15 protein-coding genes are annotated in these 13,689 nt (G+C 51.5%); 5 read left to right on the top strand and 10 right to left on the bottom strand.

Features of this window, described 5'->3' with window-relative positions; all coding sequences use genetic code 11:
• Nucleotides 1-17 precede the first annotated feature (17 nt).
• From HV832_RS10820 to HV832_RS10810, 3 genes are all read left to right on the top strand, one after another.
• Nucleotides 18-632: a Maf family nucleotide pyrophosphatase gene (locus tag HV832_RS10820; protein WP_176803843.1), complete on the top strand. Its 615-nt coding sequence runs from the start codon at nt 18-20 to the stop codon at nt 630-632.
• Nucleotides 633-739: 107 nt separating this feature from the next.
• Nucleotides 740-1,492 carry an SAM-dependent methyltransferase gene (locus HV832_RS10815; protein ID WP_176803842.1) on the top strand — a complete coding sequence of 251 codons (753 nt, stop codon included), beginning with the start codon at nt 740-742 and terminating at the stop codon, nt 1,490-1,492.
• 75 nt (nt 1,493-1,567) lie between these two features.
• Nucleotides 1,568-2,728 (top strand): iron-containing alcohol dehydrogenase, encoded by a 1,161-nt coding sequence (locus HV832_RS10810; protein ID WP_176803841.1) that lies wholly within the window; start codon nt 1,568-1,570, stop codon nt 2,726-2,728.
• A gap of 150 nt (nt 2,729-2,878) precedes the next feature.
• Here HV832_RS10810 and HV832_RS10805 read toward each other — a convergent pair whose 3' ends face one another.
• The 10 genes from HV832_RS10805 to ispD all read right to left on the bottom strand — a co-directional run bounded on the left by HV832_RS10805 (nt 2,879) and on the right by ispD (nt 9,219).
• Entirely contained in the window at nt 2,879-4,096 is a 1,218-nt protein-coding gene (locus HV832_RS10805; RefSeq protein WP_176803840.1) for a hypothetical protein, read from the bottom strand.
• A 143-nt stretch (nt 4,097-4,239) separates the two neighbouring features.
• Nucleotides 4,240-5,001, bottom strand: coding sequence for a hypothetical protein (locus tag HV832_RS10800; RefSeq protein WP_176803839.1), 762 nt, complete (start codon nt 4,999-5,001; stop codon nt 4,240-4,242).
• 11 nt (nt 5,002-5,012) lie between these two features.
• A complete protein-coding gene (locus tag HV832_RS10795) occupies nt 5,013-5,573 on the bottom strand; it encodes a hypothetical protein (RefSeq protein ID WP_218132014.1) in 561 nt (186 codons plus the stop codon).
• A 26-nt stretch (nt 5,574-5,599) separates the two neighbouring features.
• A complete protein-coding gene (locus tag HV832_RS10790; protein WP_176803837.1) occupies nt 5,600-5,884 on the bottom strand; it encodes a DnaJ domain-containing protein in 285 nt (94 codons plus the stop codon).
• A 165-nt stretch (nt 5,885-6,049) separates the two neighbouring features.
• Nucleotides 6,050-6,529, bottom strand: a complete 480-nt coding sequence (locus HV832_RS10785) for an FKBP-type peptidyl-prolyl cis-trans isomerase (RefSeq protein WP_176803836.1) — start codon at nt 6,527-6,529, stop codon at nt 6,050-6,052.
• 163 nt (nt 6,530-6,692) lie between these two features.
• The gene (locus HV832_RS10780) at nt 6,693-7,115 is read right to left on the bottom strand and encodes a hypothetical protein (RefSeq protein WP_176803835.1); all 423 of its coding nucleotides are present in this window, start codon (nt 7,113-7,115) and stop codon (nt 6,693-6,695) included.
• Complete coding sequence (locus HV832_RS10775; RefSeq protein ID WP_176803834.1) at nt 7,094-7,510, bottom strand: hypothetical protein; 417 nt, start codon at nt 7,508-7,510, stop codon at nt 7,094-7,096. The genes HV832_RS10780 and HV832_RS10775 overlap by 22 nt, the downstream gene beginning before the upstream one ends.
• A 78-nt stretch (nt 7,511-7,588) precedes the next feature.
• The gene (locus HV832_RS10770) at nt 7,589-7,861 is read right to left on the bottom strand and encodes a DUF4404 family protein (RefSeq protein WP_176803833.1); all 273 of its coding nucleotides are present in this window, start codon (nt 7,859-7,861) and stop codon (nt 7,589-7,591) included.
• Between the two features lie 39 nt (nt 7,862-7,900).
• Nucleotides 7,901-8,395, bottom strand: coding sequence for a 2-C-methyl-D-erythritol 2,4-cyclodiphosphate synthase (gene ispF / locus HV832_RS10765; RefSeq protein WP_176803832.1), 495 nt, complete (start codon nt 8,393-8,395; stop codon nt 7,901-7,903).
• A gap of 101 nt (nt 8,396-8,496) precedes the next feature.
• A complete protein-coding gene (gene ispD, locus HV832_RS10760) occupies nt 8,497-9,219 on the bottom strand; it encodes a 2-C-methyl-D-erythritol 4-phosphate cytidylyltransferase (protein ID WP_176803831.1) in 723 nt (240 codons plus the stop codon).
• 123 nt (nt 9,220-9,342) lie between these two features.
• On the opposite strand from ispD, the gene mfd reads away from it, so the two are divergent.
• Together mfd and serB are read left to right on the top strand one after the other, a co-directional pair.
• Nucleotides 9,343-12,774, top strand: coding sequence for a transcription-repair coupling factor (mfd, locus tag HV832_RS10755; protein WP_176803830.1), 3,432 nt, complete (start codon nt 9,343-9,345; stop codon nt 12,772-12,774).
• A gap of 8 nt (nt 12,775-12,782) precedes the next feature.
• A complete protein-coding gene (gene serB, locus HV832_RS10750) occupies nt 12,783-13,664 on the top strand; it encodes a phosphoserine phosphatase SerB (RefSeq protein WP_176803829.1) in 882 nt (293 codons plus the stop codon).
• The last annotated feature ends 25 nt before the right edge of the window (nt 13,665-13,689 follow it).

Here is a 13,689-nt window from a genome sequence, read left to right as displayed (position 1 = left end):
CTGTTTTATTTCTGAAGATGACATCTCACAAACAACATGCAACAGCGCCATTAATTCTGGCATCAAGCTCTGCTTATCGCAGGGAATTATTATCCCGTTTGCAACTGCCATTTACCTGCCAGAGTCCGGATATTGATGAGACGGCATTATCAGGAGAAACCCCGGATAGCACGGCTTTACGTCTGGCACACCAGAAGGCTCAGGCCATCGCGAGGCTTTCAGGTCCCGCCCTGATTATCGGCTCCGACCAGGTTGCCACTCTGAATGGGATGCAAATTGGCAAACCGGGAAATCATGAAAATGCGCTAAAGCAGCTACAAATCATGCGTGGACACCAAGTGATTTTTCACACCGCATTATGCCTGCTGGATACCCGGCCTGACAGCAAACACCCTTGCCAGATACAAAATATACCGACCACAGTCACTTTCCGTGACCTGGACGATACGGAGCTGGATGCCTATCTGCGCATTGAGCAGCCCTACGACTGTGCCGGCAGTGCAAAAAATGAAGGGCTGGGTATCAGCATTTTGTCTGCCATCCGCAGCGATGATCCGACTGCGCTGACCGGATTACCGCTGATTGCGCTGACCAGCATGTTGCGCCTGGCAGGCGTCGCCTTCTTTAAATGATGTCAATCAGGGGAGTATTCCTATTTTTGGCTCTGTCCTCTTTTTATTTTAAGGACACTTTAAAAATACTCCCCCCAGTATATTCTTAACCGATTTCAATTCATTTTATGACCGGCACACTATTTCTTATTCCAAACACACTGGGACTCAATCAGGATCAGGCGCCAGACCTGTTGGCCAGCATTATTCCGGAAACGGTGCAGAGCATCTCAGCGCAAATGGGTTTTCTGATTGCCGAAAACGCCAAAACTACGCGGGCTTACCTCAAATTTCTCGGGCAACGACATCCGTTGCGACTGCCAATTCAAGCAATACAGATCAGCGAATTGAACATCAACACGCCAGCGCACGCGCTGGAAGGACTGCTGGCTCCCTTAAAACAAGGGCACGATGCTGGTCTGATTTCCGAAGCAGGCGTACCGGCAGTGGCCGACCCCGGCGCCAATCTGGTGCGTCTGGCGCATCAGCACGGCATTCAGGTGCGCCCGCTGGTAGGCCCATCCTCTCTGCTGCTGGCATTGATGGGCAGCGGCTTAAACGGGCAAAGCTTCGCATTTCATGGCTATCTGCCGACTGATGCAGCCCTGCGCGCCAAGCGCATCAAGGAACTGGAAGAGCGTTCCCGTAAAGAAAAGCAGACCCAGTTGATGATTGAAACTCCTTATCGCAATACCGCCATGCTGGAAGCCCTGGCGAATCATTGCCAGGGAAACAGCCTGATCTGCGTTGCCACTGATCTCACCCTGCATAGCGAATCCATACAGACAATGACTGTAACAGAATGGAAAAAGCGCGTTGCAGCAAACCAATTACCGGACTTTCATAAAAAGCCGACAGTCTTTCTTTTCCTCGCCCAGTAAAAAATCGAACGACCGGTTGATTTTTAGAATTTGCGCTAAGATGCCAGTTCCTCGCCTCACCAAACGGAGACATTCATGCTGAATTTTGATTTTTACAACCCGACCCAGATTCTTTTCGGACAGGGACGCATTGCCGATCTGAATAAAGCAATCCCCGCCAGCGCCAAGGTATTACTACTGTACGGCGGCGGCAGCATCAAAACCAACGGTGTATTTGACGAAGTGATGACAGCCCTGGGAAGCCGCCAGGTAACGGAATTTACAGGCATCGAACCCAATCCAAGTTACGAAACCCTGATGAAAGCCGTCGCACTCATCAAAGAAAGCCAGATTGATTTCCTGCTGGCTGTCGGCGGCGGCTCCGTCATTGACGGCACCAAATTTATTGCCGCAGCCGCCTTATTCGAAGGTGGCGATCCGTGGGCAATTCTGGAGAAGCGCGGCACAAACATTACCCAGGCGCTGCCCTTCGGCACTGTTCTGACCTTGCCGGCCACAGGCTCCGAAATGAATTCCGGCGCGGTGGTAACACGTAAATCCATCAATGCAAAACTGGCGTTTTCCAGCCGTCATTGTTTTCCGAAGTTTTCAGTTCTCGATCCGGCCAAAACCTATACCCTGCCCGTTCGCCAAATCGGAAATGGCGCAGTCGATGCCTTTGTCCACGTCATGGAACAATATCTGACTTATCCGGTAAATTCTCCGGTGCAAGACCGTTTTGCAGAAGGCTTATTAAAAACCCTGATCGAAGAAGGACCAAAAGCGCTTGCCAATCCTCACGATTACGATGTCCGCGCTAATTTGATGTGGTGCGCAACGATGGCCTTAAACGGGCTTATCGCCACCGGAGTACCGCAGGACTGGGCTACACACATGATTGGTCATGAACTGACTGCACTGCACGGCATTGACCATGCCCAGACACTGGCCATCGTATTGCCGAGCATGTTGCGTGTACGAAAGGAAGCCAAACGCGCCAAGCTGCTTCAGTTTGCAGAGCGTGTCTGGGATTTACGCGAAGGTAATGACGATACACGCATCGACACCGCGATCAGCAAAATGCAGGATTATTTCGAACAAATGGGCGTCAAAACCCGCTTGCGTGATTATGGCCTGAACAGCAGCCACATCTCTTCCCTGATCTCCGCACTGGAAACACATCGCATGGTCGCCCTCGGTGAGAAACGGGATGTCACGCCGGCAATCAGCCAACAGGTATTGGAATTGAGTTTGTAAACTTATCACGCCTCGCAACGGGTCGTGCCCATCGGAATCAGTGCTGGATTTGATTTATATGCAGCCTTTTCCGACAAATTTTTCTGGAAATAAAAAAGCCTGACCATATTCACGTCAGGCTTTTTTTATGATGAGGAAAACAGAAATACCTTATCTGGCAGCTTGTTGAATGTGGCAATGCATATTCAGAAAACGCAATGCACCACTGTAATTGGTATCCCAGTCATCGAGCAGATAATTGCCGGCCTCTTCAACAAAATGATGCCAGTCTTCCAGCAGCCCCTCCTGTTTTTCATGCGGCGCTGACGTTTTTATCCATTGAGCGGCAAGCTCATGAGAAAAACCTTCAGCCCGGAATTTTTTCACAATGCTTTTAGCCGTTTTTTCCGGCAAACTTGTTTTGGGCGCGACACCGGCAGCCATACACAGAAACAGCGTCATGAGCGAATCAACATCAGTTTTACCTTTGGTCAGCCGGGTCCATTCCTTGGAAACCAGTGCATCATATTCTGATGTATCCTCAATCTCATGATCTTTCAGGTAATAACGGTCCTTGAGACTGAATACCAGCTTGTCGAGCGATGTGTTTTTATCGTTCAGCAGCGGCAGATCATGGGTCCGGATCTCTTCTGCGATACGTCGTGCAATGGCAGTAAATTGTTCAGGAACAAGCGTCAGATCCAGTGCAGCGACGGCTTTATTTCGCTTCGCAACGCCCATACGGCGCACAGATTCAATCAGCGTGGCAAACTCCAGCTGATTTTCCAGTACGGCACCTTGATCGGCAAACATCATTGTCAGTAAAGCCGTCCGGACGATTGCCGCCGCTTCGACATCTTCCTCTCTTAAATAACTGCGGGATAATCCGAGCATATCGCCAAACCAGAATCCGGCCTCAATCTCCATTACATTGGCCTGCCTGTGCGCCAGCGCATTCCGGTAATCTGCCGGCCTATCCTTCAGTGACCAGGCATCCAGAAAATCCTCTACCCTTCCTTTGACATCCTGCCCCAGCAGCGGGTATTCCGGCATCGCAAACAAGGCTTTCAGCAAACCGGAGCCGCCACGAGATAAAGTCAGAAAGGTGTTGTCGCGGATCAATTTGGCAGCCATCTCCAGATCACCGCCGGATGTTTCCAGCAGATACAGGCTGGCGAGATTCACAATGCGCCGGCGTGCCAGTTCAATCTCGGGACGCAAATATTGACTGCCGAACGCTGCCGCAATCTGCACCATCCCTTTCGGCGCTTCGGTCTCTATCGCGGTGATTTTGCTGCTGGGAATAATAGCCCGCTGTACACCGTAACGCAGCGCCGTTTCAAAGAAAGGGCGATGATCGGTCAGGGCAATATGAAATTGATCGGACATGACGGTTTTCTCTTGTGATTCTCAAACGATTTTCAAACTCTGCAACAATAAAAAATGCAGAACACGTAACCGCAGTCTGCATTTTTCCGGAAAGAATCCGGAGCAGTCCAAAGCACGGCTGCCGGACTCAGATCACAGTATGTTTACAAGGCAGACTCTTCCTCATCATCACCGTCATCGTTATTTTTCGGACGCTCATCCTCTTCCGCTTCGCCTTCGCCTTCGCCGGCGACTTCAGGCTCATCACTTTGCAGAGTGGCCAGATAGGCCTGATAACGTGCCCGCAATTTCATCAGCACTTCACGGAAAATTTCCGGCAATTCATAACGCAGGATATACGTTACCTGCATCCAGTCGTGATCTTCCAGATTGGCCATGTCGAGCGGTGACGCAACGCCTTCATGGTCGTGGTCGAGATGCATCAGGTCGTCTTCACGGGCCCGGGTTTTCTCGCCGTCGCCGTATTCATACAGATCGAAAGTCGCATATTTATAAAAGTGCTCGACCATCTGCGCACGATCAAGTAAATAGTCAACCAGGGCATCGTAACCGCCCTCCACTTCTGCGATTTCATACAAAAATTCAGCAGGATCGGCGCCATCGCGGAAAATGACGGAATTGATCATGCCACGCAGCTGCTCATGGGTCTGGTCACCATAGCGACGTTCCAGCACCACTGCCTGGGCAAACTGCTCCGGCGTCACCACCAGATTCACTAGCGACTCTTTTGAAGCATCGTATTCACGGATCACCGCCAGTAAATCCTTAGCGGGCAAATCATCCAGTGCGGCCACCAGCGCTTTATCGCCGTGGGTTTCGGCGATATTCGCGAGCGCATATTCTGCGCCGGAAATATCACCGGCCAGAATCAGATTCTGCGCCTCAATCACTGCAGGTAAAGTCATTCTTCTTATCCTTACTCTTTACGGTCAAAGCCTTGCTCGGCAAGCCAGTCAGCGCCAGCCTCGCCCAGATCGTAGTCATCACCATCATCACCGTCATCACGACCGTGACGGCCATATTGGCCATCCAGATCACCATTTTCGCGGTCATCGTTTTCCTCGTTCTGCTCATCATCATCCTGATCAGCATCGGCGGCCGCACTGCCTTTACGGCTCTGCACGCCACGATACAGATACTCCAGCGCAGCTGCCGTCACCAGAAAGCGATCTCCGGCAGGCTCTGCCAGCACGGTTTTTGCCAGTGGCTCTGCCCAGAATTCAAGGCGCACGGCGGCAGACAGGCTTTTCCATTCCGGCAAACGCACTTCCTCTTTACCCACCAATGCTTCCAGCACCAGGGGGTTAAGAAAAATAAATCCCTGATGAAATGCCGACGCCAGCATTTCGGGATTACTCGCCATCATCGGTAACAACAAAGGCAACTGGGATGCCTTCTCGCGCAAGCGCGCCTTCAGTATATTGTTACCTTCGGAATCAGATTTTAAATCTTCAATTTCAGCCCTGTAAACTGACATCAGATCTTCAAAAAAACGGGACAGCTTCACTGCAATACTCCTGATAAATAAGCTTTCCAGATTTCAGCGGCGGTCTCAAGCGGCGAATCAAGCAGATTGCGGCGACGGTTTTCATCATAGGCAGCACGCGCCGCATCGTCCGACAATACGTCGTAAGCCTCTTTCACCGCATGAAAATTTTGCGCCGCAAATTCTGAGTCATTCCGGTCAGGATGGAATTCAGCGGCTTTCTGGCGGTAGGCTTTCCTGATTTCCACCATTGACGCATTCGGCGCAATACCAAGAATCAGGTAATGGTCTTTTGTGTGCATTTCTTCATCATTTTCATCAATATGGGGAGTATGCCCACGATATCGGGCTTTACCTCATATTTTCCAACGCTTCCCCAAAATACTCCGGGGGAGTATTTTCAGGTAAAACGAATCCTTCGCGCATTACGAGGTATCAGCCACGGACTACGTGGCATCACCGCAAAATCAATGATGGTGACCGCCCGCGCCATGCACATGACCATGCACCACCTCTTCATCGCTGGCCTCACGGACATCAAGCACTTCGGTATCAAAACGAATTGTCATACCAGCCAGTGGATGATTGCCATCCAGCGTCACTGTGCCGGCATCGATTTTAAGCACGCGGAACTGCATTGTTTCTTCGGTATCCGGATCGCGGGTTTCAAACATCATGCCGACTTCAATGTCAGGCGGGAAAGCACTGATATCTTCTTCCCGCACAAAATCCGGTTCAATATCGCCAAAACCTTGCTCGGGCGCCAGCACCACGCTGACTTTATCTCCGGTCTGCTTTCCCTCTAATGCAGCTTCTACGGCCGGCAGAATATTATCGTAATCGCCATGCAAATAAACGATAGGATCCTGGTTGCGGTCAATCACTTCACCATCCATGTTGTACATGACGTAATTCAGACTGACGACGGTATTGGCTTTGATTTGCATGGTATTTGAGGATATTTGAGGATAAATGACATTGGGAGATGTCCGGGATGCGTGGCAGGACAGAGGAAAACCGCCCTCGAATCGGATGGAGGCCGTATTGTAACAGAATCACCGTGCCTGAATCACAGCACGCCAACCGGATCAGGCGCTGCCCCGCCTCATATTACCGAGACACCTGCCCTGCCATCGCCGTATGCCATAAAGGCCGCCGGTTCAGTGCGCTGGCGATATGCTGGTCACCAAACAGAGCGTCAAAGGTCAGCAAATTCATGCGCTGATCATACGGTGCGCTTTCCAACCCGTGCATGTACTGAACTTTGCCATTCCGGTCTTCCGAATACTCGAAAATCTGGGCAGGCATCAGATGAGACACCCGGTCGATCTGCTGCCAATAGGGTGATGCCGGGATTCCCGCCGATTTCATGATCTGGGGAGCCATGTCATTGATCTGGAAATGCGGCTCAACCCAATGAATATTCTTCTGATTACTGATCATCAGGGCCTGCACTGTATGTAGTTTCTTCTGCTCCTGCGGTGTTACCAGATCATAGTTATCGCTCGAAATCAGCTTTGCATCCACCAGCATGTATAGATGAATGGTTGCTTGTTCCCGGGTGTCAGCATGAGAATCAGCAATGCCAGCACTACTGGCAGCAAAAGCATGAAACGTACTGAAAACAGATATGTATTAGTCAGCGACATCATCCGTCCCAACATCGCAATATCCCACGGCAGCAAAGGTTCTGAGCGGTATTTCAGCTTCAGTGCATTGGCAATGATAAATCCTAAGTACACAATACCGAACAAAACCATGCTGAGCGTAATTCGTCTCGACACAATCAGCATCAGCGACCAGAAAACGCTGAGCACCACCCAGTTCTGGAACAGAATACCCAGATTATGGCTCCAGGTATGGTGGGTAAAAGCCGGAAACGGCGACGCAAGTAATACGTGCCAGTCAAAATCCCCTCCATAAAACACTTACGAAATCGCTTACGAAATGAAACAAAAAAAGCCGGGCAGTTACACTGGCCAGCTTTTTTTAGAAAGGAAAATAACTTACACGCCGATTTTTTCCAACATGGATCCAATTTCACGCAATGCCGGTTCGAGTTTAGGATGCTGTGCCGCAAATTTGGCAGACAATGCCAGCGACCGTTCACTCAGCGCCGAATACACGGGATCATTCAATGACTGATCGGAACTGAGTACATGATGAATATCATGGTTCAATTCAGTTAACAGTGATTTCAATTCATCGTCCATAGCATTGGCCGATGCCAGTTCGGTATGCAACTTCAGCAGTAATTGTTTCAGCTCTTCGTGTTTCATACTCACTCCCGTTTGGGTGACACCAATCAGTCTAGTTGCTCACGCTGGAAATACCAGCACCACGGCCTCGGCGGCAATCCCTTCTTCACGCCCCAGATACCCCAGTTTTTCATTGGTTTTTGCTTTGATATTCACTTGCGAAACGTCTACCCGTAAATCCTCCGCCACATGACGCACCATATCCGGTATATGCGGCGCCATTTTGGGTGCCTGCGCAATAATGGTGGCGTCCAGATTTCCGACCACATAGCCTGCCGCATGCAAACGCTGAACTGCCTCCCTCAGCAATACCCGCGAGTCAACCCCCTTAAAGCGCGGATCCGTATCAGGAAAATGTTTACCGATATCTCCCAGCCCTGCTGCACCGAACAAGGCATCCGTCATAGCATGCAGCAAAACATCTGCGTCCGAATGGCCGGCCAGTCCGGTCTCATGCGGAATTGTCACCCCACCGATAATCAGCTTCCGCCCCGGCACCAGGGCATGACAGTCATAACCTTGCCCTATTCTGAAAGGAAATACTTTATTTTTCATCAAACATTCTCTTTTGTCTTTTTTGTGAGGCCCGGCATTTCGGCTTATCCGGTTTTTACCGTGCCGGCTTGAATGCCCGGATTGTCCATCCGGTCAACGGATCAGTTTTCCGCTGCAAAAATCCCCATGTATCCTGCAACCAGCGCCAGATCCGACGGTAAAGTCACCTTCAGATTCCGGGGACTTCCCTCGATCAGCAAAGGAATATACCCCGCCGACTCGATGGCACTGGATTCATCGGTCACCTGCGCCGCCAGATCGAGCGCATCGCATAGCAGACGATAGCGAAACATTTGCGGCGTTTGCGCCAGCCATAAGCCATCCCGCGAAACAGTCTGAACTCTGCCATCCATCAAACGCTTGACTGTATCCACCACCGGCATCGCCAGCAAACCGCCAACCGGATGCGCGGCAATCTGGTCAATCATTTTTTGCAGCAATTCTTTGGTGAGACCGGGTCTTGCCGCATCGTGCACCAGCACCCAGTCATCTTCTTTCAGCGTCGCCTTCAGATGCGCCAATCCCTGACGAACCGTATCACGCCGTGTTGCGCCTCCGCAGCGCAGCACTGTCACATTGGCGGCTGGCTGCAACATCCCATTGATCATCGTATCCTCTGGACTGACGAGCACGTAAGTATGGCTGATCGCCGGCGAATCGCGGAAGGTATTCACAGTATGTTGCAGAATGCTGTCCGTTCCCAATCGTAAATACTGCTTGGGAATATCCGCCCCCATTCGTGCGCCCACACCGGCAGCGGGAATCAGTCCCACATAACACGTCTCTGATACATTCACGGATTGTTTCAATTGTTCAGACATCATGTCAAAAATCGGGAAATCACGCGCCTTAATGGCAACGTTCCCTTCGTTTATAATTAGGCGCTCATTTTAACCGCGTATTCTGTTCAGCAAACAGGTTTTACGGACTCCACCAGTTCAGCCCGCATGTCATTTGATTTCAGCAAATTCCTAGCAAAACCCGGCCACAGGCTGGCACTCCCTGCCCTGCACGGTTCTTCCGACGCATATGCGCTGGCACAGGCCGCCAGTGCCTTGAAATCTCAGCAAAGAATGTTGACCGTATTTGTTGCCAATGCGGGTGACGCACAGCGCTTGCTGGATGAAATTCCGTGGTTTAACCCGGAATTGCGCTGTCATTTGCTGCCCGACTGGGAAACCCTGCCGTATGACGCATTTTCGCCGCATCAGGATTTGGTCTCTGAACGTCTGGCAACCTTGCATGAAATCCAGAATGGCCGCTGCGATGTCCTGTTAGCACCTGCCAGCACCGCGCTGTTACGCATGGCGCCACCATCTTTCCTTGCCGCCTATACCTTTTTCTTTAAAAAAGGCGACACACTGGATGAGGCCAAACTCAAGACGCAATTGACGCTGGCTGGCTACAACCATGTGAATCAGGTGATGTCACCTGGCGAATATTCGGTACGCGGTGGGTTGATCGACTTATTTCCTATGGGTTCCGCGCTGCCTTACCGGCTGGATTTGTTCGGCGACAGCATAGAAAGCATCAAAACTTTCGATGCGGATACCCAGCGTTCCATCTTCCCGGTACCAGAAGTCCGCTTGCTGCCAGGACGTGAATTCCCGATGGATGAACCGGCGCGCGCCGCATTCCGCAGCCGCTGGCGTGAACAGTTTGAAGGCGATCCGTCACGATCATCCATCTACAAAGACATCGGCAATGGCATCGCATCAGCCGGTATCGAATACTATCTGCCACTGTTTTTTGAAGAAACGGCCACGCTGTTTGACTATCTGCCAGCGAATCCGCATTTCGCTTTATTGGGAGATGTCGACGAAGCGATCAAACGCTTCTGGACCGATACCCGTTCACGCTATCAGTTCCTGAAAGCGGACCGCGAGCGCCCAGTCTTGCCGCCGGAAAGCGTCTTTCTGCGCGACGAAGATTTTTTTACCATCCTCAAACCGCAGGCTCGCTGGGTATTGTCCGCCATTGACAAGACCGCGTCCACCTCAGAGGTCAGCAGCTTCTTACCGGATATCGCTGTCAATCGTCGCGCTGATGATCCTTTGACGAATTTGCGTACATTTTTACTCCAGACTGACAAACGGGTCATGATCTGCGCCGAAAGTGCAGGTCGGCGTGAGACTCTGCAACAATATTTCAATGAATTTGATATCGCACTAACTTTGTGCGATGGCTATACCGATTTTGTCACCGGCAGCGCCCGCCTGATGCTGGGTATCGCCCCGCTGCATGCCGGCTTCGTGCTGGCCGAAGGCATCGCTTTTATTACTGAGGCCGAACTGTACGCCGGTAGTGGGAAACGCATAGGCAGAAAAAAACAGGAAGCAGTGACCCAGGTCGAGCATATGGTGCGCGATCTGTCCGAACTCAAAATCGGCGACCCTGTGGTGCATAGTAACCACGGCATCGGACGCTACATGGGCTTAATCAGCATGGATCTGGGTGAAGGTGAAACTGAATTCCTGCATCTGGAATATGCCAAGGAAACCAAGCTGTACGTGCCGGTCGCGCAATTACATGTGATTTCGCGCTATTCCGGTGCCTCACCGGAAGATGCACCGCTGCATAGTCTGGGTTCGGGGCAGTGGGAAAAAGCCAAACGCAAAGCAGCCCAGCAGATACGTGACACCGCAGCAGAATTACTCAATCTGTATGCACGCAGAGCCACCCGTCAGGGACATGCATTTGAATTCTCAGCCAGAGATTACGAAAGCTTCGCCGAGAGTTTCGGCTTTGAAGAAACGCCGGATCAGGCGGCTGCGATTAATGCAGTGATCTCTGACATGACCTCAGGTAAACCGATGGACAGGCTGATCTGCGGTGATGTGGGCTTCGGTAAAACGGAAGTCGCACTACGCGCTGCCTTCGTTGCCGTGATGGGCGGTAAACAGGTGGCGATTCTGGCACCAACCACCCTGCTGGCGGAACAACATGCGCAGACTTTCGCCGACCGTTTTGCTAACTGGCCAGTCAAAATTGCTGAGTTATCCCGCTTCCGTACCGGCAAAGAAGTCAGTCAGGCAATGAAAGGCATGGGCGATGGTACCGTCGATATCGTGATCGGCACGCATAAACTGCTGTCAGATGATGTCAGATTTTCACGACTGGGATTGGTCATCATCGACGAAGAGCACCGCTTTGGCGTGCGTCAGAAAGAAGCGTTAAAAGCCTTGCGCGCTGAGGTTGACGTGCTCACGCTGACAGCCACACCTATCCCGCGTACGCTGGGGATGGCACTGGAAGGTTTGCGCGACTTTTCGATTATCGCCACTGCACCACAAAAACGGCTGGCGATCAAAACCTTTGTGCGCGGCGAAGATGATTCTGTGATCCGCGAAGCCTGTCTGCGCGAACTCAAGCGCGGCGGACAGGTGTATTTCCTGCATAATGAAGTAGAAACCATCCAAAACCGTAAGGCCATGCTGGAAACCCTGTTGCCGGAAGCGCGCGTCGTCATCGCGCACGGCCAGATGCATGAGCGCGATCTGGAAAAAGTGATGCGTGATTTTGTGGCGCAGCGATTTAACATTCTGCTGTGCACCACCATTATCGAAACCGGTATCGACGTACCAAGTGCAAATACCATCCTCATGCATCGCGCGGACAAATTTGGCCTTGCTCAGTTACATCAGTTGCGCGGACGCGTCGGCCGTTCGCACCATCAAGCCTATGCGTATTTGCTGGTGCATGATGTACAGGGGCTGACCAAGCAGGCCAATCGCAGGTTGGAGGCGATTCAGCAAATGGAAGAGCTCGGCAGCGGCTTCTATCTTGCCATGCATGATCTCGAAATTCGTGGCGCAGGTGAAGTGCTGGGCGATAACCAGTCTGGCGAAATGCATGAAATCGGCTTCCAGATGTATTCCGACATGCTCAATGAAGCCGTACGTTCGCTGAAAAACGGCAAAGAACCCGATCTGGCAGCGCCTTTGCAAAGCACCACCGAGATTAATCTGCATATTCCGGCACTGTTGCCGAATGAATTTTGCGGTGATGTACATGAGCGCTTGTCTATCTACAAGCGCCTGGCTAATTGCAGCAAACATGCTGCCATTGATGACCTGCAAGAAGAATTAATCGACCGTTTCGGCAAATTGCCGGAGCCGGTTAAATCCCTGCTGGAAACCCATCGTTTACGCGTTGCTGCCAAGCCGCTGGGCATCATCAAGATTGATGCACACAGCGAAGCCGCCACTCTGCAATTTGAGCCGCAGCCGCCGATCGACGGCATGCGCATCATCGAACTGGTGCAAAAGAACAAGCACATCCGCTTGAATGGACAGGACAAATTGCGCATCACCGCCAACATGCCTGATCTTGCCAGCCGCGTAACACAGATCAAACAGACAATCAAAGCTCTCCATTAATGCTGCCCATGAAAACACGACAATTAACGCTGCAAGGTCTGCACGCCATCACGACTGAGAATCAGACACTGATTCAGCATATCGCTCAGAAAACGCAGACAAGCAACATCGTCATTCTCAATCCGCGCGCAGTCCGCATCGAGAATGCGCAAGCCAATGACAGCCTGCTGACTGAAATACGCCAGCAATGCGATGCGGCCCATATCGACCTGACGGCACTGGAACAAAACATTCGCCTGAGCGATTTCAAGCTGGTGGCGATGGATATGGATTCGACCCTGATCACGATTGAATGCATCGACGAAATTGCCGACATGCAGGGTCTGAAACCTCAGGTAGCTGAAATCACCGAAGCTGCGATGCGCGGTGAACTGGAATTCCGGGACAGTCTGAAACGGCGCGTCTCTTTGTTGAAAGGACTGGACGCCTCCGCACTGCAAAAAGTCTATGATGAGAGACTGGAGCTCTCCCTTGGTGCAGATCACATGCTCAGTGTCATTCAGGCATCCGGCTTGAAAACATTGCTGGTATCAGGAGGTTTCACTTTTTTTACGGATCGTATGAAAACCCGTCTGAATCTGGATGTCACGCATTCCAATCAGCTCGAAATCATCGACGGTAAACTGACAGGCGAGATCATCGGTACGATTGTCGATGCCGATGAAAAGCGTCATACGGTGGAACGCGTCTGCGCTGAACTCGGCATCAGCACACAACAAGCGATCGTCATGGGTGATGGCGCCAATGATTTGAAGATGATGGGTGTTGCCGGTTTATCCGTTGCATTCCGCGCCAAGCCTGTAGTGCGTGCGCAAGCAGACGTGGCGCTGAATGTCGTGGGGCTGGATGGCGTTCTGAATCTGTTCACCGATATCAGGCTTCCATTGTAGATTTCGCCAAACGTGTACTTCCGAC

Origin of the sequence: Cognatundibacterium oligocarboniphilum, from assembly GCF_013377855.1 — a bacterium.
GTDB classification, from domain to species: Bacteria; Pseudomonadota; Gammaproteobacteria; order Burkholderiales; family Burkholderiaceae_D; genus Undibacterium; species Undibacterium oligocarboniphilum.
Note: the sequence above shows the minus strand (reverse complement) of the source record. Positions and strands in the feature narration are given on the sequence as shown.